23 protein-coding genes are annotated in these 23,584 nt (G+C 57.8%); 8 read left to right on the top strand and 15 right to left on the bottom strand.

Going from position 1 to position 23,584, the window contains the following annotated elements; all coding sequences use genetic code 11:
• Positions 1–3 precede the first annotated feature (3 nt).
• The gene (locus tag Q674_RS36405) at positions 4–639 is read right to left on the bottom strand and encodes a DUF1826 domain-containing protein (protein WP_023009629.1); all 636 of its coding nucleotides are present in this window, start codon (positions 637–639) and stop codon (positions 4–6) included.
• A 140-nt stretch (positions 640–779) separates the two neighbouring features.
• On the opposite strand from Q674_RS36405, the gene zigA reads away from it, so the two are divergent.
• Complete coding sequence (gene zigA, locus Q674_RS36400; RefSeq protein ID WP_023009628.1) at positions 780–1,982, top strand: zinc metallochaperone GTPase ZigA; 1,203 nt, start codon at positions 780–782, stop codon at positions 1,980–1,982.
• Positions 1,983–1,988: 6 nt separating this feature from the next.
• Positions 1,989–2,396 (top strand): RNA polymerase-binding protein DksA, encoded by a 408-nt coding sequence (gene dksA / locus Q674_RS36395; protein WP_023009627.1) that lies wholly within the window; start codon positions 1,989–1,991, stop codon positions 2,394–2,396.
• A gap of 73 nt (positions 2,397–2,469) precedes the next feature.
• Here the strand turns inward: dksA and hisI are convergent, their stop codons facing one another.
• The 6 genes from hisI to Q674_RS36365 all read right to left on the bottom strand — a co-directional run bounded on the left by hisI (position 2,470) and on the right by Q674_RS36365 (position 8,343).
• The gene (gene hisI / locus Q674_RS36390; protein WP_023009626.1) at positions 2,470–2,985 is read right to left on the bottom strand and encodes a phosphoribosyl-AMP cyclohydrolase; all 516 of its coding nucleotides are present in this window, start codon (positions 2,983–2,985) and stop codon (positions 2,470–2,472) included.
• 30 nt (positions 2,986–3,015) lie between these two features.
• Entirely contained in the window at positions 3,016–4,392 is a 1,377-nt protein-coding gene (locus Q674_RS36385) for a dihydroorotase (RefSeq protein WP_023009625.1), read from the bottom strand.
• An 87-nt stretch (positions 4,393–4,479) separates the two neighbouring features.
• Positions 4,480–5,901, bottom strand: coding sequence for a cysteine--tRNA ligase (gene cysS / locus Q674_RS36380; RefSeq protein ID WP_023009624.1), 1,422 nt, complete (start codon positions 5,899–5,901; stop codon positions 4,480–4,482).
• Positions 5,901–6,815, bottom strand: coding sequence for a GTP cyclohydrolase FolE2 (gene folE2 / locus Q674_RS36375; RefSeq protein WP_023009623.1), 915 nt, complete (start codon positions 6,813–6,815; stop codon positions 5,901–5,903). Before folE2 ends, cysS begins: the two co-directional genes overlap by 1 nt.
• Before the next feature lies 1 nt (position 6,816).
• Positions 6,817–7,239 carry a Fur family transcriptional regulator gene (locus Q674_RS36370; RefSeq protein WP_023009622.1) on the bottom strand — a complete coding sequence of 141 codons (423 nt, stop codon included), beginning with the start codon at positions 7,237–7,239 and terminating at the stop codon, positions 6,817–6,819.
• Between the two features lie 54 nt (positions 7,240–7,293).
• Positions 7,294–8,343: a zinc ABC transporter substrate-binding protein gene (locus tag Q674_RS36365; protein WP_023009621.1), complete on the bottom strand. Its 1,050-nt coding sequence runs from the start codon at positions 8,341–8,343 to the stop codon at positions 7,294–7,296.
• A gap of 162 nt (positions 8,344–8,505) precedes the next feature.
• Between Q674_RS36365 and Q674_RS36360 the strand changes: the two genes are divergently transcribed.
• The 3 genes from Q674_RS36360 to Q674_RS36350 are packed head-to-tail and all read left to right on the top strand — an operon-like array spanning position 8,506 to position 11,410.
• Positions 8,506–9,237, top strand: a complete 732-nt coding sequence (locus Q674_RS36360; protein ID WP_023009620.1) for a metal ABC transporter ATP-binding protein — start codon at positions 8,506–8,508, stop codon at positions 9,235–9,237.
• Positions 9,237–10,064, top strand: coding sequence for a metal ABC transporter permease (locus Q674_RS36355; protein WP_023009619.1), 828 nt, complete (start codon positions 9,237–9,239; stop codon positions 10,062–10,064). The genes Q674_RS36360 and Q674_RS36355 overlap by 1 nt, the downstream gene beginning before the upstream one ends.
• 26 nt (positions 10,065–10,090) lie before the next feature.
• The gene (locus Q674_RS36350; RefSeq protein ID WP_023009618.1) at positions 10,091–11,410 is read left to right on the top strand and encodes a peptidoglycan DD-metalloendopeptidase family protein; all 1,320 of its coding nucleotides are present in this window, start codon (positions 10,091–10,093) and stop codon (positions 11,408–11,410) included.
• A 19-nt stretch (positions 11,411–11,429) separates the two neighbouring features.
• On the opposite strand, the gene Q674_RS36345 is transcribed toward Q674_RS36350, so the two are convergent.
• From Q674_RS36345 to Q674_RS36335, 3 genes are read right to left on the bottom strand one after another with little or no spacing between them, the layout of a single operon-like run.
• The gene (locus Q674_RS36345) at positions 11,430–12,086 is read right to left on the bottom strand and encodes an ATP-binding cassette domain-containing protein (RefSeq protein WP_014422676.1); all 657 of its coding nucleotides are present in this window, start codon (positions 12,084–12,086) and stop codon (positions 11,430–11,432) included.
• Positions 12,079–12,855: an ABC transporter permease gene (locus Q674_RS36340; protein WP_031210335.1), complete on the bottom strand. Its 777-nt coding sequence runs from the start codon at positions 12,853–12,855 to the stop codon at positions 12,079–12,081. The genes Q674_RS36345 and Q674_RS36340 overlap by 8 nt, the downstream gene beginning before the upstream one ends.
• Positions 12,852–13,874, bottom strand: a complete 1,023-nt coding sequence (locus tag Q674_RS36335; RefSeq protein ID WP_227501247.1) for an ABC transporter substrate-binding protein — start codon at positions 13,872–13,874, stop codon at positions 12,852–12,854. Before Q674_RS36335 ends, Q674_RS36340 begins: the two co-directional genes overlap by 4 nt.
• A gap of 265 nt (positions 13,875–14,139) precedes the next feature.
• On the opposite strand from Q674_RS36335, the gene Q674_RS36330 reads away from it, so the two are divergent.
• A complete protein-coding gene (locus tag Q674_RS36330) occupies positions 14,140–14,817 on the top strand; it encodes a response regulator (protein ID WP_031210333.1) in 678 nt (225 codons plus the stop codon).
• A gap of 54 nt (positions 14,818–14,871) precedes the next feature.
• Here Q674_RS36330 and Q674_RS36325 read toward each other — a convergent pair whose 3' ends face one another.
• From Q674_RS36325 to Q674_RS36310, 4 genes are all read right to left on the bottom strand, one after another.
• Positions 14,872–17,145, bottom strand: coding sequence for a NahK/ErcS family hybrid sensor histidine kinase/response regulator (locus Q674_RS36325; protein ID WP_023009615.1), 2,274 nt, complete (start codon positions 17,143–17,145; stop codon positions 14,872–14,874).
• Positions 17,117–18,280, bottom strand: a complete 1,164-nt coding sequence (gene nosP / locus Q674_RS36320) for a nitric oxide-sensing protein NosP (protein ID WP_023009614.1) — start codon at positions 18,278–18,280, stop codon at positions 17,117–17,119. The genes Q674_RS36325 and nosP overlap by 29 nt, the downstream gene beginning before the upstream one ends.
• 243 nt (positions 18,281–18,523) lie before the next feature.
• Entirely contained in the window at positions 18,524–19,627 is a 1,104-nt protein-coding gene (locus tag Q674_RS36315; protein WP_023009613.1) for a porin, read from the bottom strand.
• A 174-nt stretch (positions 19,628–19,801) separates the two neighbouring features.
• Positions 19,802–21,160 carry a WS/DGAT domain-containing protein gene (locus Q674_RS36310; RefSeq protein WP_023009612.1) on the bottom strand — a complete coding sequence of 453 codons (1,359 nt, stop codon included), beginning with the start codon at positions 21,158–21,160 and terminating at the stop codon, positions 19,802–19,804.
• Between the two features lie 347 nt (positions 21,161–21,507).
• Between Q674_RS36310 and Q674_RS36305 the strand changes: the two genes are divergently transcribed.
• Positions 21,508–22,431 (top strand): hypothetical protein, encoded by a 924-nt coding sequence (locus Q674_RS36305; protein ID WP_011786824.1) that lies wholly within the window; start codon positions 21,508–21,510, stop codon positions 22,429–22,431.
• 81 nt (positions 22,432–22,512) lie between these two features.
• Entirely contained in the window at positions 22,513–23,262 is a 750-nt protein-coding gene (locus tag Q674_RS36300) for an FFLEELY motif protein (RefSeq protein WP_023009611.1), read from the top strand.
• Positions 23,263–23,268: 6 nt separating this feature from the next.
• On the opposite strand, the gene Q674_RS36295 is transcribed toward Q674_RS36300, so the two are convergent.
• Positions 23,269–23,547 carry a polyhydroxyalkanoic acid system family protein gene (locus tag Q674_RS36295; protein ID WP_011786826.1) on the bottom strand — a complete coding sequence of 93 codons (279 nt, stop codon included), beginning with the start codon at positions 23,545–23,547 and terminating at the stop codon, positions 23,269–23,271.
• Between the last annotated feature and the right edge of the window lie 37 nt (positions 23,548–23,584).

The following is a 23,584-nucleotide window of genomic DNA, read 5'->3' as shown; positions in this document are numbered from 1 at the left end:
GCTTCAGGAAAGCCAGTCCAGTCCCAGAACCAGCCTTGGGGTATCACCCGGCGCGGGCGAGCGATGAACAAGGCCGCGACCTTCGTTGCCAATCCAGGCTTCTCCCTTGAGGATCGCAACCGAGCCGGTTGGCATGACCTGGATGCAGTGTTCCGCTGCTGGCTGTTCCGGCAACGGCCCCGGGTTTTCCGCGCGCAGAACATCCGGCTCTGCAAGCCACTCGGTCCCGCGTCCCGAATAGGTCACCAGCAATCGGGCTGGAACCCGGTCGGTGTGAAACCGGGGACACATGGTGTCAGCCAGCACATGAACCCGAATCCCCACGGCAGCAGGCTCGAACAGGCATCGATACATGGCGATCAGTTCCCTGACATCCGCCAGCCACGCCCGGGCGCCAGACAGCTCCAGTGCCCAGCCGGGAAGAATCTCATCAACAGGTTCGTCTTTCTCCTGCGCCACAAAGCGCTCGAAGCTGGACATCTCTGAGGCGAAATGGCGGGCAAACTCAAGGCATTCCGTGCGCGGTTCCCGGCGCCAGACCGCGAGATTGACCTCATCCCGGAATATCTCTGTCAGACATTCAGGCTTGCTCCCGTGAACAGCCACAGGACCGGACACTGCATTGGACTCTACTGTCATGGACAACCTCCGTGCCTGCAGGCTATCGGAACGAACTTAAAAACAGGTAACGTTTCAGGGCCGGGAATGTTATGTTATAACATATCTAAAGTAAAGCGCCGTGGACGCGGCGCGTAGCGGAAAAACGCAGGAGTTTACGAATGAAGCAATCTGACTCGCGGTTACCGGTTACGGTGCTGTCCGGCTTTCTGGGCGCCGGCAAAACCACGGTTCTCAACCATATTCTCAATAACCGCGCGGGCAAACGCGTGGCGGTGATCGTGAACGACATGAGCGAGGTCAACATCGATGCCGCTCAGGTCCAGCAGGAGGTCACGCTCAACCGTTCGGAAGAGAAACTGGTGGAGATGAGCAATGGATGCATCTGCTGCACGCTCCGGGAGGATCTGCTGGTCGAGGTCCGGAAACTGGCATCCGAAGGGCGCTTTGACTGCCTGGTGATCGAGTCCACCGGTATTTCAGAACCCCTGCCGGTGGCGGAGACGTTTACCTTTGCCGACGAAGACGGCGTTAGCCTGTCTGATATCGCACGCCTGGACACCATGGTGACGGTGGTGGATGCGGTGAACTTCCTGAAGGACTATGACGAGGCCCAGTCACTCCAGGAAACCGGCGAGAGCCTTGGCGAGGAAGACGAGCGCAGCGTTGCGGATTTGCTGGTTGACCAGATCGAGTTCAGTGACATCCTGCTGATCAGCAAGACCGACCTGGCCAGCCCGGAAGATCTGGAACGACTCAAAGGAGTACTTCGCAGCCTAAACACAGAAGCGGAAATTATTCCGATCTCCCAGGGCGCAGTGCCGCTCGACAAGGTGCTGGAGACCGGCCGTTTCAGTTTCGAGCGTGCTCAGCAGGCACCCGGATGGCTCAAGGAAATGCGCGGCGAGCACATTCCTGAAACCGAAGAGTATGGCATTTCGAGCTTCGTGTATCGCGCACGCCGACCTTTCCATCCCGCTAAATTCTACGATTTCCTGCACGAGGGGACTTCGAAAGGCAAACTGATCCGCTCCAAGGGTTATTTCTGGCTCGCAACCCGCCCCGAATTCGCAGGCAGTTGGAGTCAGGCCGGCGGTATTGCCCGCTATGGTTTTGCCGGCATGTTCTGGAAAGCCGTGCCGGAAAGTAACTGGCCAGAAGACCCGGAATACCGAACGGCCATTATGGAAAGCTGGGAGGAACCCTTCGGCGACATGCGCCAGGAGCTGGTGTTCATTGGCCAGAACCTGGATCGCGACGTCATAACCCGCCAGCTGGATGCATGCCTGCTGGATGACGAGCAGTTGCTCGCGGGCAAGGAATTCTGGCAGACCCTCAATGACCCCTTTCCCGCCTGGAGATAAGCCATCATGACAATGACGCGAGATGAGATTCTGCAGGCACCGGCCGACGACTACATGAACGAGGCGCAACTGGCATTCTTTCGAAAATTGCTTGAAGATTTGCGCACCGAAACGATGGACAGCATTGAGTCTGCCAAACGGCAGCTGGCGAGCCCGCCGGAAATGAACGACGAGGCGGATCGCGCCGCTTACGAAGAGGAATCGAGACTGGCGCTGCGCATTGTCGACCGGGAACGACGCCTGCTCCCGAAAATCGAGGCTGCGATCAAGCGAATATTAAACGGTGATTACGGCTACTGCCGGGAATCCGGGGAACCCATCGGGATTCCCCGGTTACTGGCACGCCCGACAGCAGAACTGTGCGCAGAGGTTAAAACCCTGAACGAGCGAAAGGAGCTCAATTACCGACAATAAGCACGCCTGCCGATACGTTAAATTGCCGCATGGCCGACGCTGGCCGACTGAGCATGCAATCGCCCATTCCTCCTTAGAGTCTAGTAGGGTTGGGCGCATCACCGTACACGTCCATGGGATCAAACTGTTTTTCATGCTCAACAAACACCAGATCACTGCCGTTGTTTCGTTCTGCCGCAACCGGCACCTTGCGATAGAAACAGGAGCGGTAACCGACATGGCAGCTGGCACCCGAGCCAGCCACGCGAACCCTTAACCAGACCGCGTCCTGGTCGTCATCGATGCGCATTTCAACCACCTCCTGAACCAGCCCACTGGTAGCGCCTTTGTGCCATAGAACTTCACGGCTACGGCTCCAGTAATGGGCTTCACCGGTGGTAATGGTTCTCGCCAATGCATCGGCGTTCATATACCCCAGCATAAGCACTTCCCCACTTTCTGCATCTGTGGTTACGCAGGTAATCAAGCCATCAGCGTCGAACTTGGGCGCCAACTCCGCCCCTTCTTCCACCTGCTCGATTGAGGTTCTGGCAGCGAGCCCGACAGTGCCTGGGCCGGAATCTCTGGTGTTACCGGAATCGGTCGTCATGATATATCGTTCCTTTCTGATCAAATTAATTCAATCGGAGGCAGAGATTGCCCCGAATGTTTCGAGAAATTGAATAGTCTTGCCCCGGGGAGCGCCCTCAAGTTGTTCCTCACGCACAACCACATGACCCCGAATCACAGTGTGGATTGGCCAGCCGGTTATCTTCTTGCCATCGTATGGCGTCCATCCGCTGCGGCTGGCTATCCAATCGTTCGTTATCGTGCGCTGCGCAGAAAGATCAACGATTGTCAGGTCGGCATCGTATCCGAGTGCGATGCGCCCCTTACCCTCCAGGCCAAAGATCCGCGCAGGGCCAGCACTGGTCAGATCCACCAACCGCTGCAACGTGAGGCGCCCGTTATGTACGTGGTCCAGCATCACCGGCAAAAGCGTCTGCACCCCGGTCATACCGCTGGGCGATTGCGGGTAAGGTTTCGCTTTTTCTTCAAGGGTATGCGGAGCGTGGTCGCTGCCAATCACATCCACGGTGCCCTCTCGGATCGCCTGCCACAAAGCGTCCTGATGGCGCTGTTCGCGGACCGGCGGGTTCATTTGGGCCAGACTTCCCAGGCGCTGATAACACTCGGGGGCCGCCATGGTGAGGTGATGCGGCGTCACTTCCACAGTCACGCGCCGTTTATGTCCGGCCAGGTATCGCATTTCCTCAGCTGTGGAAACGTGCAGGACGTGCAGCCGACGCCCCGCTTCCTCCGCCATGGCTACGATCCGCTTCGTCGCCAGAAGCGCAGACTCCATATCGCGCCAGTCCGGATGCTGGCAAACATCCCCACTGGCCTCGACAATCGACTTGCGCTGGCGCAAGCGGGCCTCGTCCTCGGCATGGACCGCCATCCGTCGGCGCCCATGGCGCAGAATGTTTCGTAGCACGGTGTCATCGTCCGCCAGCAGGTCGCCAAACGAACTGCCCATAAATACCTTCACACCCGCACAGCCCGGCAGAGTTTCAAGAATCTGAAGTTGTTTGGCATTGACGCCCGAGCCTCCGATGTAAAAGGCATAATCACACCAGGCCCGACCTTGAGCCGCATCCAGCTTCGCCTGTAAATCCTCATGCCAGAGGGTCAGTGGATTGGTGTTCGGCATTTCAAAAACGCCGGTCACCCCACCCAGCACCGCGCCGCGAGTCCCGGTTTCAAGATCTTCCTTATGTGTCAGCCCGGGCTCGCGGAAGTGCACCTGACTGTCGATCACACCGGGCAAGATATGCAGCCCCCGGGCATCAATGGTCGAAACAGCGTCCCACTGCCCCTGCAAACATCCGAGGGCGACAATTCGACCGTCACGACAGGCTAAATCCGCCTGTTCGGAACCATTGGGCGTGAGCACGGTGCCACCAACAACCAACAGATCCGCGTATTTTTCAGGGTGGTAGCCCTCTACAGTCATGCGACTTTCCTCCAGCTTGAATTCAGCACCTTATGGCGATGAAGCACCTGAAGAGTAAGGAAACACATCTCTCTCGACGAGAAGGTGTCAACGCTCTTTTCCCCAACGCCAATGCGAGCCCTGAGCCGTATCCTCAATCACCACTCCCTCTTGCCTCAGTTGCTCCCTGATCACGTCGGAACGCGCGAAATCCTTCTGATCACGGGCTTCCTGACGTTCACGGAACATTGCCTCAATGCATTCGGGTGGCAATTCCTCACGACTACTGCTCGATTCCAAGCCAAGCAAATCAGCAAGCGCCAGCTCGCTAGGCGAGCGAAGAAGGCCTAGCATGCCGGCCGAGGCACGGAAGGTCCGCGCCGCTTCCCTCGCCCGCTCGCGTGTATCGGCCTGCTGCACCTGGTGACACAGCTCATGCAGCCGTTTCAACGCCCGGGACACGTTAAGATCATCGCGAAGAGCGGCCAGAACTTCCGCGTCTGGCTCGCTCTCGGCACCGACCTGCAGCGGCGTGTCATCCTCCGCGTCGGCCAGAGAGCCGTACCAACGGGCCAGGATTCCGATCGACTGAGTCAGGCGGCGCTCATTCCAGTCGAGGGGATTGCGATAATGGGTCGACAGCAGAGCCAGGCGAATGGCTTCACCGGGAGCCTTGGCAAGCAGGTCGCGAATCAATAGCACATTGCCCTGTGACTTGGACATCTTCTGCCCATCCACGGTAACAAACGAGTTGTGAACCCAGCTTCGACAATAGAGGGTGCCATTGGCACAGGTACCCTGGGCAATTTCGTTTTCATGGTGCGGGAATATCAGATCCTGCCCACCACCATGAATGTCGATCGTTGTGCCGAGGTGCTTGCCGATCATCGCCGAGCATTCAACGTGCCATCCGGGCCTGCCGCGGCCCCAGGGGCTTGCCCAGCCGGGCTGATCGCCGGTTGATGGTTTCCAGAGCACGAAATCCAGAGGGCTACGTTTGTAGGGGGCGACCCCAACCCGGGCACCGGCAAGCATGTCTTCGGGTTTGCGTCTGGACAAGGCCCCATAGTCGGAATAGGAAGGCACATGGAAAAGCACGTGCCCCGATGCTTCATAGGCGTGCCCCCGAACCATGAGAGCCTGAATCAACTCTATGATGTCCGGAATATGCTCTGTGACTCGGGGCTCCAAATCCGGAGCTTCAACTCCCAGGGTTTCGAGATCCTCATGGTAGGCATCAATATACCGATCCGTAAGTGTCTTGATGCTCACCCCTTCGGCAGCCGCCGCGGCATTGATCTTGTCATCAACATCCGTGAAGTTGCGGGCATAGAGCACACAGGGATAGTCGTGGCGCAGCAGCCGGGCCAGTACATCGAAGATCACCGCCGGCCGCGCGTTACCGATATGCGCATAGTTGTAGACCGTGGGCCCACACACGTACATGGTCACTCGCCCGGGGAGCTCCGTGCTCAGTGGCTCTTTCTGGCCCGCCAGCGTATTGAAAAGCTGGATTCCATCGGCGCCCATCAGATCACCCCCTGAAAATCCCCGCTGGCCGATGCAACGGCATCGTGTGAATGCAGGCTCTCCAGATGCCGAACATGGGTGCGCAGATTATCGTAACGCCCGGATAAAGCACTCTGGATCCGCCGTGCCGCATCCTCGACATACATCAGGTTTTGACCGTTCAACCACGCAAAGGCCTGCTCATCGGCCCGCTTGACGGCGGTCTGGACGGGCGTTGCCAAGACTGCCTCGATCTGATCAATAAGCGCCATCAGGCCAAAGCTTTTTGACGAGTCAGAGATTTCTACACTCACCGTTGCTTCGCTCCGCTGGCTGTGAGGCGTAGCGAGCGTAGCATTCTGTTGCAGCCAGGCGGCCACTTCTTCGCTCGTCAGCCCGGACCGGTCTGGAAAGTGTTCTCTGAAACCGTCAGCCACCAGCTGACGAGCCAGTGCCGCCGAGCACGGACACGTCGATGAATACTGCACCTGAACCGACGCTTTAAGCGCGAACCAGGTATGGTCCAGTGTGGCCTCAAGCCGGACCGGATAAGACTTCCAGCCGGCCAATTCCGGCGTCCGAAGCGCCGGTCGTCTGGCGAGAAGACTGAAGTCCAGCGCCACCCGCGCGCCATCTGTGTAACAGTCTTTGTGACTTGCTACCATCTGTTGGAGAAGCTCTCTCAGGTCTCCGGGCGCCAATCCCTCCACTCGGGTTAGCTCGTCCAGCATCCGATACAAGCGGGACATGTGGATGCCTTTCACCGTCAACGCCGGCAGATTGACCTGAAGATCCGCAACAGCATGAATGGTTCCCGGACACCCGGGCTCGTCCAGTTGAACCGGTATGTCTATCCGGCTCATTCCCACCCACTCTAGCGGCGCACGGATAGCTGAGGTTTCATTACTGGCGACATCGGGTAAATCCTGATTCATGCTAAACCTGTCTCGATCTGTTAGAGGTTGATACTTTTTCAGCGTGAGTTTTCCGGCCGGCACACGAAGAACATATACCGTGTAATTCCACAACCGCTCGAACAACCTGAAAGTCCGATTGGCCGAGAGATGCCTGCAACTCCGCAATCTCCCGGGCATCGACGAATTCCCGGATCCATCCGCACTGATCACAAATCAAGAAGGCGGCGGGGGAGGCCTTGCCTCGATCCGAGCACGCAATGAAGGAGTTAAGGCTTTCCAGCTTCCTGACAAATCCGAGATCGCCAAGCCGGTCCAATGCCCGATAGACCTGGGTTGCACCGCGAAAGCCTGTCTCCTTTAAAATGGCGTAAGCACCCAACGGGGCATCCGCCTGCTGCAGGACTTCCAAGACCCTTCTTTGATTTGCGGTCAGCTTGTCCATTGGGTTAACCGTCCGAGAAGCTCTGACTGAATTGCTGGAAACCGTTCATCGCTTTTATCGGCATTTCTCAAGGCTGTTCATCAACGCCTCAAGCAGTAGCGAATACTGACCGCCACCAATTTGGAGGTCAGCACCCAACGGATCCATAACCCCGACGGTTTTCACTTTAGAACCCTCGAAAACCGTTTTCACAAGTCCGGGGTCGTACTGTGGCTCGGTAAACGCGCAGGTCACGCCAAGCTCAGAGACCATCGACTGAATCTCACGGATTCGAGCCGGACTGGGATCTGACGCATCGGACACCGAAATTGCACCAGCTGCCAGCAACCCGAAGCGACGCTCGAAATACTGATAGGCATCATGAAAAACGATAAAACGGATCCCCTCGATTCGATCTGCCCGCTCTTGCAATGAAGCGATCAAGTTGTCCATCGACTGGGCAAAATCCTTGGCGTTGTTCTGATAGACGCTGGCATTCGCCGGATCAACTTCCGAGAGGGCCTGGGCAATTTTAGCGGACCAGATTTTCGCATTCATCGGATCCAGCCAGGCGTGAGGGTCATGCTCTCCATGGTGGTGGCCGTCATGCTCGGCGTGGTGGTCCTCGTGATGCTCATCTTGATGTTCATCATGCGCATCTTGGTGTTCATCATGCTCATCATGGTGCTGATCGTGACCATCCTGCCCCTCGCCGTGCGAATCGTGGCCGCCTTCTGCACCATGTTCACCATGAGCGTGCGCTTCGAACGTTGCCCCTTCCCGGAACCCGTATTTGACCGTCTCGGACAACTCCAGCATTTCGACCCTGGTTGCTGAACCTGCCAGGTTCTCCAGAGAGTTCTCCAGCCAGGGCGTCAGCTCACCACTGATCCAGAAAACCACCTGCGCTTCGGCAAGTGCTTCGGCCTCTGATGGACGGAGGGAATAACTGTGAGGTGACGCCTCAGGCTGAATCAGCAGCTCTGGTTCTCCGACCCCTTTCATCACTTGAGTCACAACGGAGTGCAGCGGGGCGATATCGACCGCGACTCTGGGAGCGGATGCCCAACTGTTGAAGGGCAGGAAACTGAGCGCGGCGCCAGCTAGAATTATCGGTCGTATCATTGAAATCTCCTGGACAGCTTGAGGTTGGTTGCAATCAATTTGCAGAAGGCGGAAAATGTTATGTTATAACATATCTTTTGGATTGAAAACTCACAGCGCGCCAACACTCTACTTATTATGCAGACAGCGAAACTGGGAAAACACGCCCACAAGGATTCATCGATGCTGATTCAAGCTCACAACCTGTCGGTACAGATCGGCAAAAACCGGATATTGAAAAATATCGACCTGCAGGTTGATCGCGGCCAGATCGTCACCGTCATTGGTCCTAACGGATCCGGCAAGTCCACCCTGCTGAAAATGCTCATTGGCGCACTGCAACCTTCAGAAGGCGAGATCATCCGCGCACCCGGTCTTTCAATCGGCTATGTACCGCAGCGACTCCACATTGATGAAACCCTGCCGATGACCGTGCAACGCTTTCTGCAACTCCCGAACCGTGCCTCAACGGATGCGATCCGGGAGACCATGGCACAGGCCGGTTTGCCAGAACTTCTGCGCCAACAGTTGATGTCTCTGTCGGGAGGCCAGCTTCAGCGAGTATTGCTGGCACGGGCGCTGCTTGAAAAACCCGATCTTCTGCTACTTGATGAGCCGACCCAGGGGCTTGACCGCCGTGGTACGGCGGACTTCTATCGACAGATCGAGCAAATTCGGCAGTCCCTGAACTGTGGCGTGATCATGGTCAGCCACGACCTTCAAGTCGTCATGCGCCGGTCCGAGTGGGTGATCTGCCTGAACGGGCACGTCTGCTGCGAAGGTAAACCGGAACTTGTCAGTAGCTCCGCGGAGTATCGCGTGCTGTTCGGCTTCGACGAGGATGATGAATCGCTGGCGCTCTATAGCCACAGGGGGCATTACCAAGGAAGTGGCGACATACGGGAGGCGGGCTGATGCTTGACGATTTCCTGATGAGGGCCGCACTGGCAGGCGTTGGTGTATCTCTGGCCGCGGCGCCTCTGGGCTGCTTTATCGTGTGGCGGCGCATGGCGTATTTTGGCGATGCCACCGCACACGCGGCGATGCTGGGTGTCGCCCTGTCACTGACTCTCTCCACACCGATTTTCGCCGGCGTGCTGATGATATCGCTCCTGATGGCGGTGACCGTCTCGACACTGAGCGGCCGGGGATATGCCATGGACACCTTGCTCGGCGTTATGGCTCACTCTGCGCTGGCGGTAGGGCTGGTCGCCGTCTCGTTTCTGTCGGGAGTAAGAATCGATCTGATGGCCTACCTGTTCGGAGATATCCTTGCCGTGGGCAAAACAGATCTGGCCGTTATCTGGGGCGGTGCTGCCCTGGTTCTTGTTATGATCGGATATCGATGGTCTGCTCTGCTATTATCAACCCTGAGTCCTGACCTGGCACTTGCCAGCGGAATATCGCCGCGCCGGGAGCAGCTGGTGCTGACGATCGCTCTTGCGATTGTGGTGGCAGTGGCAATCAAGGTGGTCGGTGTTCTGCTGATCGCCGCCATGCTCATCATCCCCGCAGCCACCGCGCGTCGATTCAGCCGGACGCCGGAAGCCATGGCGGTCATGGCTGCCATAATTGGTGTTTGCGCCAATATTGCAGGTCTGGCGTTATCCTATCACTTCGATTCGCCAACCGGGCCAACCATTGTGTGCGTTGTCGCCTTCCTGTTCGTGGCCTTGAATGTAGTAAACGCCGTATTCCGTCGGACGAACCGTCAATTGTCGAACGGTCAGAACGTGGCATAGAGACTCAGAAAATGAAGATCTTCTCAATGTTTTCAACCCTCCAGAAAATTGCGCTTGCCCTGGCGGCCGCCATTCTGTTGACGGCAAACCTGTTGCCACTCAAATCGTCGCCGGCAATGGCCGCTGTGCCATCGGAAACGCCGGAGCTCGGGAACCAAACAGCTTCAGCTCCGGCAGAGGCCGTTGGACCAGCCGGCACGGAGGACCGGCAGGCGGCGGAGCGCCCTAAGGGGATAACCGTTGATTGGCGTGTGGAAACTGGAGACACGTTAAGCCGGATTTTCCGCGCAAACAACGCGCCTTTGGAGGACCTCCAGGAGGTTCTGGCAGCAGACGCCGAGTATCTGCATCTGGAAACCCTGAAGCCCGGAACCCGACTCGTACTGGACTTCAATGAGCAAGGGCAGTTTTCAGAACTGGTTCTGTTTCTCGACCCGGCACGCCATGTGACCTACTCGCGCCAAACCGATGGCACCTTCGTGCATCAGGCTTTTGAGGAAGAGACGTTTTGGGTCTCCGAGGTGCTCAGGGGCACGATCAATGGCAATTTTTACGCCTCAGCTATGCAAGCGGGCGTAACGCAGGCGCAGATCCTTCTCATCGACCAGCTTCTGGGTAGCCAACTCAATTTCCGGAGGGATCTCAGGGCCGGCGACCGGTTCTCCATCATCATTGGCCACGAAATGACGGGCACCCAAAGCACCGGCAAGACCCGCATCGAAGCCCTGTCTCTGGAACGCAGTGCCAGAACCCATTACGCCTTTCTTTATGAGGACGGTAATTATTACGATGAGAAGGGCGAGAGTGTGACGCCCGCCTTTCTGCGCCTGCCCACCCGGAAGCAATACCGTGTGAGCTCACGTTTCAACCCCAGGCGATTACACCCCGTGTCAGGGCGTACCGCACCTCACAACGGGGTGGATCTGGCGACACCAACGGGCACCCCGGTACTCAGTACCGGAGACGGCATCGTGACCCGCGTTGGAAACCACCCCTACGCCGGCAAATACATCGACATCGAGCATGGGGGGATGCACACCACACGGTACCTGCATCTCCATAAGATCCTGGTTCGTAAAGGCGCTGCGATAGAGCGCGGACAGAAAATTGCCTTGTCAGGAAATACCGGGCGCAGCACCGGCCCCCACCTTCATTTTGAGTTCCACATCAATGGTCGCCCGGTTGATCCCCTAACGGCCGACATCCCGACCGCCGCAGCCATTCCGGAAACGGAGATTGCATCCTTCAAGAGAAAACTCCGTGAACAAAGGACGGTCATGGAACATGCCGCAAGCCGGTCAGAGCTCGCGATGACCCAAGGTTTGCCGGAGTTCGACGAAACCTGACACCACGAGCGCGACGCGACTACCCATGTCGCAACCTTCCCAGCAGTTTTTCCAATCGTTGGGGATCGCCCACCGTGTCGGTCCATTGCAAACTGGCCGGCTTCCCATTCAGGTACCACAGACGGTTAGCCAGACTCACGACATCTTTGTCATCGTGAGTCACACAGATCATCGCCATATCCGGCTGCGCGTCCAGAATCCCGGAGACCAGCGCTTTGAGTTCGGCGACCATGATCGGATCCAGCGAGGCAAACGGCTCGTCCAGCAACAGCAGGTCCGGTTTAACAGCCAGGCATCGCGCCAAGGCCGCTCGCCTGGCCATTCCCAGGGATAACTGGTCTGGCAGATAGGCCCCGTAACCGGCGAGGCCAACCTGCATCAGCAATTCCTCGGCTTCCCGTTTGCTGGCGCCAACCAGCCTGAGGTTCGACATCAGGCTCTTCCAGGGCAGCAGGCGATGCTCCTGAAACAGGTACCCCACCCGAAGCACCTCACGCCCCAGCACGGCCGATTCCGGAATCGATTTATCAAGACCGGCAATGGCATTCAGCAGTGTGGTCTTGCCAATGCCCGAAGGGCCCATCAGACAGATACGGTCGCCCCGTTCAATACCCACAAAGATCTCACCCAGCACCGGCTGACCGAAATCCCGACCGGCGATCCGCAACTCAAGCATGGACCGACTCCGGTTGGCGCCATCTGCTGGAACGGTTTTCAAGTGGCTGCAGTATCGCGAGCTCGATCAGTTGCACCACGGCGATAAACGCCAGACTGTATGCCAGGATGGCGGACACATCGAACACCTGGAACGCCATGTGCAACTGAAATCCGACTCCATTCGACCGGCCGAGCAACTCGACGACCAGGACAATCTTCCAGATCAGCGCCAAACCTCCTCTGGTCGCCACCATCAGGTAGGGGAAAAGCTGGGGCATCCAGACGTCACGCAACCGCTGCCATAGGGAGAATCGGTACACGCTGGCCATTTGCTCAAGCCGGTAATCAAGGCTCCGGGCTCCTTCCCTCACCGTCACTGCGACATTGGGTATCTTGTTTACAACGACGGCCATCACAGCCGCAGCTTCCACCAGTCCGAACCAGACGTACATCAGAATGATGGTCACCAGAGCAGGCAGGTTAAGCATGAGCACCAGCAGAGGATCGAAAAGCGCATTGAAGGTGCGTGATCGCCCCAACGCCAGGCCAATAGCGGTACCGAGCAGCATCGCCAGGGAAAACGCCACGATAACGCGGGACAAAGTTGCTCCCAGGTGCATCCAGAGCTGGCCTGAGGAGGACTCTCTGACAAGGGTTTCCAGTACCTCCATCGGACCCGGCAACAACGGGGAACCCAGATATCCTGCAGTCATCGCCCACAAAACCATCAGTCCAGGCAGCACAATCCAGTAGCTCCAGACCGGCGGGCGGTGCGTCCCCACGTTCATGGCTGCCACCGATAGAACAGGTCGTCGGGCATTAACTGTGACGGGTCGGCGCCGGTCAGAATCAGCAACTGTTTCATATCAGCGATGCGCTGGTCGGTCTGAGATCCGGGAACGCCCTGCACAAATCCCCGCCTGAGCGCCTCGAATACACCATCCGCAGGGTGTCCCATTAATGGCCGGAGACGGTCCCAGTGCCCCGCTTCGCGGGCCAGTTCGGCTTTCGTGCCAGCCAGGGCGACGGCAAACCGATCAATGAGATCAGCATGCTGCCGGGCCCAGTCTTCGGGGAACACATAACCGAGCACCGGCAGTTGGCGCTCAAGGCCAAGCTCTGACAGCAACTCGGCCATACTGAACGCCGACCGCCATCCACCCTCCCCCTGCATTCGTGCCGCAAAATGCCAATAGGTCACGATGACATCCAACTGCCCCCGCTTGAGGGACTGGCTGAGCAACGGAGGTGCGGCAAACTGGACTGACGCAGACGCCGACAAATCTATCCCTTGTCGGGCGGCTACACGATTCAGCAGAACCCAGCCTTTGCTGTCAGGTCCGCCAGCGACACCAATGCGTTTGCCCGGCAGGTCTGCCAGTGCGGATATATCAGACGTCTCGGCCACCAGTATCTCGCCAATCCGGGAAGAAAACGGCAAATACAGGTAGGAGGCCCCCGCCTGATACCGGAACTGAGTCCAGAGCAGATCGGCGACGGCACCGTTGACGGACCCCGCTGTCACTGCCAGCCTCGAGGCCGGCAGATTCGCCACCGGCAACAATTCAAGCCGGAATCCGTTGGCCCTGTCGAGGCCCCGATACTGCAGATGATCCAGTTCCCAATGGGCGGTGCCAAACTGGAGAACACTCAGGGATAAAATCGGTAGATCACTCCCATCGTCATCGCCCGCCGCGATCACCACCGGGCACCTCACGAGCAACAACAGCGCTGTGAGGGCGGTAAGCAACCAGTGGCGACCGACAGGGTGGCCGGGAGAGCGTGTTGTATGTATTGGCGCGTTCATGACTCAACGATACGAACCGCACCCCGGCGCAAGAATAGTACTTTGGTGCCTGTTTTTTGGTGCGATGGTCGCATTCAACCTCTGGCGCAGATCGCGTGTAATGAGAGAATCACAATAATAAGTAGGGAATCGAACCGGAAGCCGGCGATTCTCTCCACAGGAGGCCGCCATGCTGAACGAGCTCGATGCCGCACTCTCTTCCGAAAACCGCTATGATGATCCGGAATCTACCCCCGACAATGATCAACAACAGGCGGACGCACCCATGGACCCGGTCTACAAGATCCTGATCGCTGACGACCACCCTCTGTTCCGCGAAGCCATCAGTAGCGTCATCGCCTCAGGCTTTGCCGGCACTGAAATTCTGGAAACCGATGATCTTGACAGCGCCCTGGAGATAACCCGGGAGAACGACGATCTCGACCTGATTCTGCTGGATCTGAACATGCCGGGTATGCATGGCCTGAACGGACTGATTTCGTTGAGAAACGAGGCCCCAACCATCCCGGTCGTGATCGTTTCAGCGGAGGAAGACAAACAGGTCGTTCTCCAGGCCATCACCTACGGAGCTTGCGGCTTTATCACCAAGTCTTCACCACGAGCGCAGATGACCGATGCCATCCAGCAGATCCTGAACGGCAACGTCTATCTTCCGTCCGATATCATTCGCACCGGGAAAGAGAGCAGCCAGCGACGGGTTCGGAGCGATGAAAACCCGATCTCGCCGGAATTGCTGAACTCCCTTACCCGGCGACAGCTTCTGGTACTGGAGCGGATGGCGAAGGGCGAATCCAACAAGCAGATCGCCTACAACCTGAACATTGCCGAGACCACGGTCAAGGCTCATGTATCTGCAATACTCCGCAAACTCGGCGTGCACAACCGGGTCCAGGCCATCCTGTCGGCAGGCGATGTCGATTTCAATCAATACCTGAAGCGCTGAAACCGACGCCTGGACAGCCGGCCGGGCGCGCTTTCCGGATGAACCAGCGGCTCCTCAGGTCCGGATCACGTGAGTCAGCACACTGCGCAGCTTGAGCGGTTTCACCGGCTTGTTCATCAGCAGATAGCCGAGCTCCCTGATATGTTGCTTGAGTTCATTGGTGTAATTCGCGGTGATCATCAGAACTGGAGCTGGCCGGTGGCGCTGACGGTTGATGATGGCTACGGCATCCACACCATTCTCGTCATTGTCCAGGTGATAATCCGCCAGGATTAAATCGACCCGAGCGTTGACGACATCGACCTTGGCCGCCAGGTCATCCGCAGAGATGGCCGTAACCACCTGACAATCCCACCCTTCAAGCAGGGTTTTCATACCCTGGCAAATGGCCAGATCGTTATCAATCACCCACACCCGGGCACCGGACAGCCCATGATCTGCTGACACGACCCCGGTATCTCTGGGGGCCGGCGGGGCTGGCCGAAGCTTTCCGAGCGGCACACGGACGCTGAACACTGACCCCCGGCCCTCCTCCGAAGAGACCGAAACCTCATGCCCCAGCATTCGCGCAATCTTGTCCACGATCGCCAGCCCGAGCCCCAGGCCCTTATCGCCCTGGCCGCCCATCGGTCGGATGCGTTTGAACTCCTGAAAGATCTCGGTGAGCTTGTCACCGGGAATACCCGCCCCGGTATCCCACACCTGCAGGAGCACATGGTTCGCTTGACGGCGGCAACCGAGGACAATTCGCCCCTGTTCCGTGTAGCGGATGGCGTTGGTCAGGAAATTCCGCAGGATTCGGGCCAGCAACTGGGAATCAGAGTGAACAATCGCTGATGAGGGTACGAAATCAAGGCGTAACCCCTCAGCCAACGCCATTTGCCGGAACTCCCTGGCGATATTATTGAGCAGGTCTCTGAGATCAAAGGCGGTCACATCGGGTGTGATCACTCCCGCGTCCAGCTTGGAGATGTCGACCAACGTGCCCAACAGGTTTTCGACATCGTCGAGCGAGGTACTGACGGATCTCACCAGACCTTCGGCCTTCGGCCCGAAACTCTGTTCCAGCAAAGCACTGGTGAAGAGACGAGCCGCATTAAGAGGCTGCAACAGATCGTGACTGACCGCGGCCAGAAATTTGGTTTTCGACAGGTTCGCCTGCTCCGCTTCACGCTTGGCCTCTCGGAGCCTGGACTCGGCAGCGGAACGCTCGGATATCTCCTGGCGCAACTGCTCGTTCAGGCCGGTCAGTGCGGCCGTGCGCTCCCGCACCCGGTGTTCCAGATCGTCATAGGCCCGCTCCAGCGCAATCGCCGTTTTGCGACGCTCGGTGATATCGCGAATCAGTACAAAAAAACCAGTTACTTCACCGGTCTCATCGCGATTCGGCACGTAGGATCGCAGCATATAACGCTGGTCACCGTGCTCGCCGGTTTCTTCAAACTCAAAGTTAACGCTATGGCCGTCCAGGACTTCCAGTATCTGAGGCAGCAGACGCTGGTAAAAATCTTCGGAGTGCACCTCTTCCAGGTGTTTACCCAACGGCGAAACGCCGTTGCGGCCGTACCAGGACTGATAGACCTTGTTACAGAACTGGACCGTCAGATCCGCGCCGACATAGGCAATCAGCGCCGGCACATGATCCGTGACGACTCGAATCCAGCGCTCACTCTCTTCCAGCGCCTTGATCCGCCGTGCCATCTCACTGTTCTTGACGTCCGTAATGTCCGAGTAGAGCACAACCTGGCCGCCCTCCCGGGTAGAGCGCTCAGTCATTTGAACCCAGCGGCCGTTGGATAACAGAAAAACGGTGCCCTCGGCCTCCTCGTGACTGTGCTCCTCAACAATCAACCCCGAGCTCAGCGCCAACCTTTTCACCGCCTGAATATGGGTACCTGGCACCGGGACAGGCACACCAGCGTGCCGCCAGTAACTCCGAAAACGGCTGTTGGTCTGAATCAGGCGGTGTTCCCGATCGAACAGCACAAAGCCGTCCGCAATACTCTCAATGGCATCGCTCAGGCGCTGCCGGGAGGTCTCCGCTTCCTCCCTTGCGCGGTTCAACGCCTTGTTGCTGACCTTGAGTTCTTCCATGGCGAGATTCAGCGCCTCGGTCCGTTCACGGACCTGCTCGGCGAGAATAACCGAGTGCTCAAACGCTGCGTAGGGTGCTGGCTTGTGGCTGGCACCGGACTCCACGCGGTCAATCAATGCGTCGCGAATGCTTCGGAGCCGACGATTCTCATCCTCCAGTTGTGCAATTCTGGCGTCTTTCTCGGACGATGAGTGCAGAGTGGAGTCACTCGATACTGCATTCAGGCTGGCCAATGACCACCCCCGTGAAGGTCTGATTGATGTGCATGCCATTGAACTGCTCACCGTAGGTGTTAAAGCCCACCACCCGGTGCTCGGTCAGGAATTCGGAAACCGCATCCAGTTGCCCGGTCAGCTCGGCCTCCAGTCTCCGCAGGAAGCAGTCGCAGGCCAGAGTGACCAGAGGTTTACCCACCACTCGCTCAGACGCTTCAATCTGAGTCCGAACGCTCTCCAATAACGACCCGGGATTCATCGCCACCATCACAATGCCGGTTTCAACTGCGCAGTAGAAGGTGAGGCTGCCATCAGGGTTTACCCTCTGGATGGAGCGGACAAAATGGTTACCCCCGACCCGAACGCCGAGAGGATGAAGGGCAAACACACCTCGATCCAGCTCTGCCAGCGGCACACCTACCGTCCGGGCATAAACTTCGGCGGCGGGTTCAGCATTCAGCTCATAAACGGTGCGGCTTTCGGGACAGGCCATCGTCACCACCAGCTTTTCATCCTGAGCCTGCATGTGATGTGTTGAGAACACCCGGAAATCAAGAGGCGTATTAACCAGCATCACGGTGGCCGCAGCGCTGTGGAAGCGGCCATCAAAGAATACATGGGTATCAGCCAGGCGCTCATCGTCCCCGGCAGAGCCGCCGAACTGAGGAATGGTACCCAACGCGGCATTCAGGGTAGCCAGCACCAACTCCTCCCGGCTCGAAAGGCCATCCAGCATCGTTATCGCGAAGGTGTTGCCTTTCACCGGCGCAAGCCGGGCCTCCCGACAGGTGGACAGCAAACCGTCAATCACCTGCTGGGCATCCTGCAAAGTGAAACGCTCCAGCTCACTGATCAGGGCGCAGTCAATCGCGAAAAAACGGGCATCGAACCCCAAAGCACTGATGCACCCGCGTCCGTATCCCTGTTCGGTAATCTCCCCGGCCGAGGTACAGCCGTAAATCCGGGTTTGCGGAAAGGCAGCCTGCAGCGCTGGCCCCAGTTTTTCCAGATCGAACTCCACCGAACAGAAGAACAGAACACAACCCAGATGCTCGTGCTGCAATTGCCGGGCGAGTTCGGCCGCGGCCAGTTCCGGGTCTCGGACGGTGGCACTGGCAACCCGGACCGCTACTGCGGACGCATCTGGATTCATGGAAACAGCTCTCGGAAGCTTCGACATCCCTGCCGATTCTACGCCGATGCTGGTAGAGGAAAATTCGACTTCGGTGCTTTTTATCGGCGTTCCGAATTCGGCGTAACTCATTGATTATAAAACTCCCGAATCAATGGCCAGCGATGATGCGCGATTTTTGCCGCAAGAAACCGGCACTTTAGTCTGAGACAGCCACTGCAGGACCGGAAAGCACCCTGGTCCTGCAGTGGCATCGGGGTGGGATCAGAACATGACAATCGCGCCAATGGCGAGGGTGTCTGTATCCGCCACTTCAGCGCCCGAAGATTTCACGTCCTGCTCAAACATGTTGTATTCCGCAACGAGTTTGAAGTTGCTGTTCACATCATGAAACACGGCAACGGAGGTGTTCTCGGTTTCAAAGTCTCCCTGGTCAGAGTCCGTTTCCCCGTACGACAACACGAACCGGTTTGCCCCAAGGGTGTAGGAACCCTGAATCAGATAACCATCCGCATCCTCTTCTGAGGCGAGGGCCGCATCGGTGATCAGAACCGGAACATCTCCCTCGGAAGTAAAGCCGGAGGCGGTCAGGGAAAGACCGGCCATCGAGGCCTTGACCCCGTAGCCAATACCCTGACTGTCGATCTCTGTGGTGGCATTCTCTGAGCTTTGATGACGCCCATTGAGCCAGCCTGTCAGCGAGACGCCCTGCAGCTCCGTCGCGTAGGTCAACTCTGCTTCAAGCCGCGGAGCGGATTGCTCGGACTCAGCGCCGGGCGTTGTATTGGCCGGCTCGAAAATACCCACAGCCACGTTCAGGCCTGACATATCTGGCGAGCGATAGGTAATCTGCGCAGAGGGATTCGGGTACGGATACCCTGTGCGGATGTTGCCAAAAGAGACCCCGGTGGCCGCACCCGGTGATCCAAAGCCCATCAGCAACTCGTCCAGGAAGATGTTGGATCGGGCATACAACCCGAAATCTTTCCCGATCAGCACCTGACCAAAGCTTCCGTCCACTGTGGCATACAGCTGTCGGACATCAATGCTGGTATCCGTAGGCGACTGGAGGCTGTCGTTGATGGTGGTCCAGAATGAAGAACGACCACCCAGCGTAAGTTCGCCCATGTCCTTGCTGAAGTTGAATCCGATGGTGTTAGGCAGGAAACCCATCTTGACGTCAGAATTACGAACATCGTTGACGCTGTCGTCACGGTTCACGTAAAACGCGTTGAAGTAGCCATCCACCGAAAAACTGGTTCCGTCCTGACTGTATACTTCAACCGCTGCCTGGGCACTGGCGCTGGCCCCCATCATCGCAGCCACGGCAATGGCCAACCCCGACTGTTTCAGTTTGTTGTTGTTCATACTTCCCCCGGTTTATTGTTCGAAATCTGGGATGAAAGAGCCGGCATCAGCACCGGCTCCATGGCGCGATAAGGCGCCTGAGGTTCATGGTCAGTGAATGACCGGAAGGGGAGTATTGGTCGTGAGAGCAGATTCCCTGCTCATTTAGGAGGCATCAGAGATCGGACTTTAGGACTAAGACTGGCTCGGAAAATGTCCGAGTTCCTGCAGGCAGTCATGGAGGAAATCTGCGGGATCGGCCATGAGGGCTTCATCCGCGACCACACCGAATTGCACCTGGCCAGCATAGCTGACGATGCTTACGCCCAGGCCAATATCGCCCGCCTGGGGTACCCAGAACATCTGTTCCGTGATGGCGCAACCAGCGAGGTAACGACGCTCTGGCGTGCCGGGAACGTTCGAGACCACGGCCGAAGCCTTCCTGAAAAACAGATCGGCCAGAGGACGACGTCCGGGCTCGGGCAGAAGCGCAGCCGAGGCGGTCAGCCCCCACGCGAGGCCCGGTTGCCAGCTTCGTTTCAGCTTCCGGGTTTCATGCTTGATCCGGAACAATCGTTCCAGAGCACTTTCACCATCGACAGGCAGGGGAACAAACACCGTGCCGAAACAATTACCCGGTTCCAGCACGCCCGGCCGAATGCCTTCCGGTAAACGCGCCCGGATATCCACAGGCACAGCCGCATGCATCACCGCTTCGTCGAGGGCCTCTTCGCACAGGCCAAGGCGCGGTCTGACCGCAGCGGCCACGCAGGCAAGCAAGACATCATTGATGGTGGTGCTGGTAAGCCTGGCGATCTCCCGGAAGCGGGCCAGAGGAACCGGCGTCGACCACCGACAAAGGCGCCGCCCCAGTAATGGACGCTTAAGGTCAGACGGAGAGTCCTCCGGTGTCGCCAGAAACTCACTGAGTTCGTGTACAAGCCGAACCCCCTTGCCCAGAACTCCGCTCTCGCCCTGCTTCTGAGTAGCTCCGGGGGCTTCCCGGGGCCCGGGCACTGGCATCAGTTCTGTAATCCGGCCTTCCAGCCAGGTCTGCGCTGCGTTCATCCAGCGGCCGGCACGCGGCTCCTCTGGTGCACCATAGATAGCGGGATACTGACGCGGTGAAGGCGGACACAGATGATCAAATATGCCCAATAATGACAGACCGTCGGCATAACAATGGTGCAGACGAAGCAACAATGCCGCACCGCCCCTGGCGTTGGGGGCCAACCAGAATTTCCAGCGTGGACGATACAGCGGTAAGGGCTCGTTCAGGCGCTCCGAGACCCAGTCCTGCAACTGTTCCGGCTCGAACCGGTCCAGCGCCACGTCAAGATGCTGGGGCGCGGAGAAGGTCAGGTCTTTTTCCCAATACCAGGCGGGCGCACGCCATACCGGGCGGCAACGGAACCGCTCCCAGGCCAGCCAGTATACCTCCAGAAACTCCCGGAAACGGGTCGGCGTCAGCCCGTCGACCCTCAGCATAATGGTGATGGTCATCGGGTTTTCGGGCCGTTCCAGAGCCAGCCAGGCTGAATCCGAAGGCAGCATGAGATGCGATTGCTCCTGGCTCAAACCCGATTATCCCCGATCAATAGCGTGCCTGTATGAAAGAAAACCAATCCGGCATTGTGCCAGAGTCCGGATACCGGCTCCATCCTCGGATACCATGCGCACAGTTACAAAAAATTACACGTGAGTAACTGTTCAGTCCTATACTGGTTATATGGTCCGGTGCGATGGTTGTAAAACCGTGTCCCGGATCGGCCAATTGGCCTCAACACACCATTTTTTAAGGCACTGGCGCCACTAAACCCGTTCGGCATTCACGGTACAAATGTCATACCGGCTCAGCAAAACCAATAACACAACGAAAAGCGGCCGGAGGGAGAAGAATCATGAAAGCCAGTCATGTTCGCAAGCTGATCAAACCGATCGAAAGCGCCTATTCCGAAATGTTCTCCGGCCGGGTTTACCGCGTGGGCCGGGGTGCGGTGTCTGTTCGAAATCACAGTGGCACAGCAGCGCACACCGTGATTGGCGTACATGGTTTTCTTGAAAATCACTGTTACTTCACCCAGGCCTACGATGGCCCCACCACAGAACTGATTCTGCTCACCTGCAGCAACTATCACATCCCGGTGAACGGTGTGACACCTGAGAATCCGGCCTGGGAAGTGCCCATCAAGCACCTGGAAGGCACCATCGAATACGATGCCTGTATCCTGAATCAGTCGTTGCAGAACCTGCCCAGCACCGAGAATATCCGGATCCATGGCCACTCCCGGGGTGGCGCGGTTATTCTGGAGGCCATCCGGCAGTGGCCGGAGCTTTACGAAAACGTGGAAGTGGTACTGGAAGCGCCGGTTTTACCCCAGGGCAAACTGCATGCGCTGGTAACCACATTGCTGGAGCCGGTCAGCCATGGCATGTGGCCCTGGTTGATTCGTCTGATCAACAGCGCCCCCCAGTCGGCCTATGGTCAGACCTTCTTTGGCAAGATGAATCCGCGCAAACGCCAATTGTTGAGCAAACTGTTCTACGCCACCAAAGACCACCTGACCATTGTTCGCAACATCGAGAACATCATGGAGTGGATGGCGCGTACCGACACCTCGGTGTATCGCCATGTGCGCCATGGGACTTTCCTGATACCGGCCACCGACCGAATACTGGATCGCCAGGCCATGCTGGCCAGCGCTCGCACCAGCCCCACCACCATGCGCATTGTCGAAACCGAAGCCCCCAGCCACTTCATCACGCTGGACAGCAAGGAATGGGTGCCGGGCCTGGAAACCCTCGAGGCTGCGGCCCAAGGCTGAATTCAACGCAAACGGGCAGGTGCGTCACACCCAAGGCTTCGTTAAACTGGCGCTTTTCTGCCCGGTTGATTGGAGCCTTTAATGTATCGTGAGCGGCTGGTTGCCACGGATGTGCACACGGAGAACGCCCACCGCCTGAAACGCCTGCTGCTGGAATACCACGATTTCCGCCAACACAAGGCCGGGCACCCCCTGCGGGACGAGGCCCACCAAGTGGCAGACTGGCAGGCAGAGCGGCTGAAAAATACGCACCAGGATTTATACCGTCACCCGGGCTACCACACCGGCCTGGAATTTCTGCTGACCGACCTCTATGCCCCTGCCGGCATGACCCGCCGTGATGACAACATCGACCGGGTGTTCCCGAAAATGGTGAAATGGCTTCCCGACCACCTGCTGGCCACCTTTGCCGGCCTGGTCGAGCTCAACCTGATTACCCAGAGCCTCGATCTTGAGCTGGCAGAGATACTGGCGCAGCAGGGCTTTTCGGCAACAGGTCTTGTTGATGAGCGTTACTGCGAGGCTTATCGCGCCAGCAAACAGCTTGCAATTCGCGAGCGACAACTGGCTCTGGTAGCGGAAACCGGACAGGAACTGGATCGCTACGTTCGCAACCGCACCCTCGGTTGGCTACTGTCCATGACCCGCGGTCCGGCCGAGATGGCCGACCTGGGTGATCTGCACAGCTTTCTGCACCGGGGTTACAGCGCCTTTCGAAAAATGGATCGGGTCGACCTGCTGATTGATCGCCTGCTCAGCCGGGAACAACGAGTGATGGACAACATTCTGGCGGGCCACCCGACCCCTTTCTGCCTGCCGGGTGACCTGTAGCGGGGTTCAGGCCTGGATGATCTGGTCCAGCTGGGAGTGAATCTCCTGCTCAATGCGGGACTTGAACGGCCGCAGCATCAACCCCAGCTCCAGCCGGATATGCAGGTCGTTCTCGGAAATATCCAGCTGCCCTTTGACACCGCTGCGTTTGAACTTCAGCAGATCGCCTTCCCACTGGTAATTGACATCGAATTGTTTGGACAAATCCTTGGCCAGGGTTTCGGCCGCCTCGCGGGCGTGCTCCTTATCCAGGGAATGGGCGCGATGGATATCGATAACAGACATGAATCAGTTTTCTCAGTGAGTTGGAAACGGTTTTACA

This window comes from Marinobacter sp. EVN1 (assembly GCF_000475375.1).
Classification (GTDB): domain Bacteria; phylum Pseudomonadota; class Gammaproteobacteria; order Pseudomonadales; family Oleiphilaceae; genus Marinobacter; species Marinobacter nauticus.
This window is presented reverse-complemented; position numbering and strand designations above follow the sequence as displayed.

What these genes read in the sequence shown, in the direction of transcription:
- Q674_RS36350 (WP_023009618.1), top strand. Translation starts at nt 10,091, where the DNA reads ATGTTTTCAACCCTCCAGAAAATTGCGCTTGCCCTGGCGGCCGCCATT.
- Q674_RS36405 (WP_023009629.1), bottom strand. Translation starts at nt 639, where the DNA reads ATGACAGTAGAGTCCAATGCAGTGTCCGGTCCTGTGGCTGTTCACGGG.
- Q674_RS36370 (WP_023009622.1), bottom strand. Translation starts at nt 7,239, where the DNA reads ATGGACAAGCTGACCGCAAATCAAAGAAGGGTCTTGGAAGTCCTGCAG.
- Q674_RS36305 (WP_011786824.1), top strand. Translation starts at nt 21,508, where the DNA reads ATGAAAGCCAGTCATGTTCGCAAGCTGATCAAACCGATCGAAAGCGCC.
- Q674_RS36310 (WP_023009612.1), bottom strand. Translation starts at nt 21,160, where the DNA reads ATGCTGCCTTCGGATTCAGCCTGGCTGGCTCTGGAACGGCCCGAAAAC.
- hisI (WP_023009626.1), bottom strand. Translation starts at nt 2,985, where the DNA reads ATGACGACCGATTCCGGTAACACCAGAGATTCCGGCCCAGGCACTGTC.
- Q674_RS36355 (WP_023009619.1), top strand. Translation starts at nt 9,237, where the DNA reads ATGCTTGACGATTTCCTGATGAGGGCCGCACTGGCAGGCGTTGGTGTA.
- Q674_RS36300 (WP_023009611.1), top strand. Translation starts at nt 22,513, where the DNA reads ATGTATCGTGAGCGGCTGGTTGCCACGGATGTGCACACGGAGAACGCC.
- Q674_RS36340 (WP_031210335.1), bottom strand. Translation starts at nt 12,855, where the DNA reads ATGAACGTGGGGACGCACCGCCCGCCGGTCTGGAGCTACTGGATTGTG.
- Q674_RS36315 (WP_023009613.1), bottom strand. Translation starts at nt 19,627, where the DNA reads ATGAACAACAACAAACTGAAACAGTCGGGGTTGGCCATTGCCGTGGCT.
- Q674_RS36365 (WP_023009621.1), bottom strand. Translation starts at nt 8,343, where the DNA reads ATGATACGACCGATAATTCTAGCTGGCGCCGCGCTCAGTTTCCTGCCC.
- Q674_RS36345 (WP_014422676.1), bottom strand. Translation starts at nt 12,086, where the DNA reads ATGCTTGAGTTGCGGATCGCCGGTCGGGATTTCGGTCAGCCGGTGCTG.
- dksA (WP_023009627.1), top strand. Translation starts at nt 1,989, where the DNA reads ATGACAATGACGCGAGATGAGATTCTGCAGGCACCGGCCGACGACTAC.
- folE2 (WP_023009623.1), bottom strand. Translation starts at nt 6,815, where the DNA reads ATGAATCAGGATTTACCCGATGTCGCCAGTAATGAAACCTCAGCTATC.
- Q674_RS36330 (WP_031210333.1), top strand. Translation starts at nt 14,140, where the DNA reads ATGGACCCGGTCTACAAGATCCTGATCGCTGACGACCACCCTCTGTTC.
- Q674_RS36335 (WP_227501247.1), bottom strand. Translation starts at nt 13,874, where the DNA reads ATGAACGCGCCAATACATACAACACGCTCTCCCGGCCACCCTGTCGGT.
- Q674_RS36385 (WP_023009625.1), bottom strand. Translation starts at nt 4,392, where the DNA reads ATGACTGTAGAGGGCTACCACCCTGAAAAATACGCGGATCTGTTGGTT.
- Q674_RS36360 (WP_023009620.1), top strand. Translation starts at nt 8,506, where the DNA reads ATGCTGATTCAAGCTCACAACCTGTCGGTACAGATCGGCAAAAACCGG.
- nosP (WP_023009614.1), bottom strand. Translation starts at nt 18,280, where the DNA reads ATGAATCCAGATGCGTCCGCAGTAGCGGTCCGGGTTGCCAGTGCCACC.
- cysS (WP_023009624.1), bottom strand. Translation starts at nt 5,901, where the DNA reads ATGGGCGCCGATGGAATCCAGCTTTTCAATACGCTGGCGGGCCAGAAA.
- zigA (WP_023009628.1), top strand. Translation starts at nt 780, where the DNA reads ATGAAGCAATCTGACTCGCGGTTACCGGTTACGGTGCTGTCCGGCTTT.
- Q674_RS36295 (WP_011786826.1), bottom strand. Translation starts at nt 23,547, where the DNA reads ATGTCTGTTATCGATATCCATCGCGCCCATTCCCTGGATAAGGAGCAC.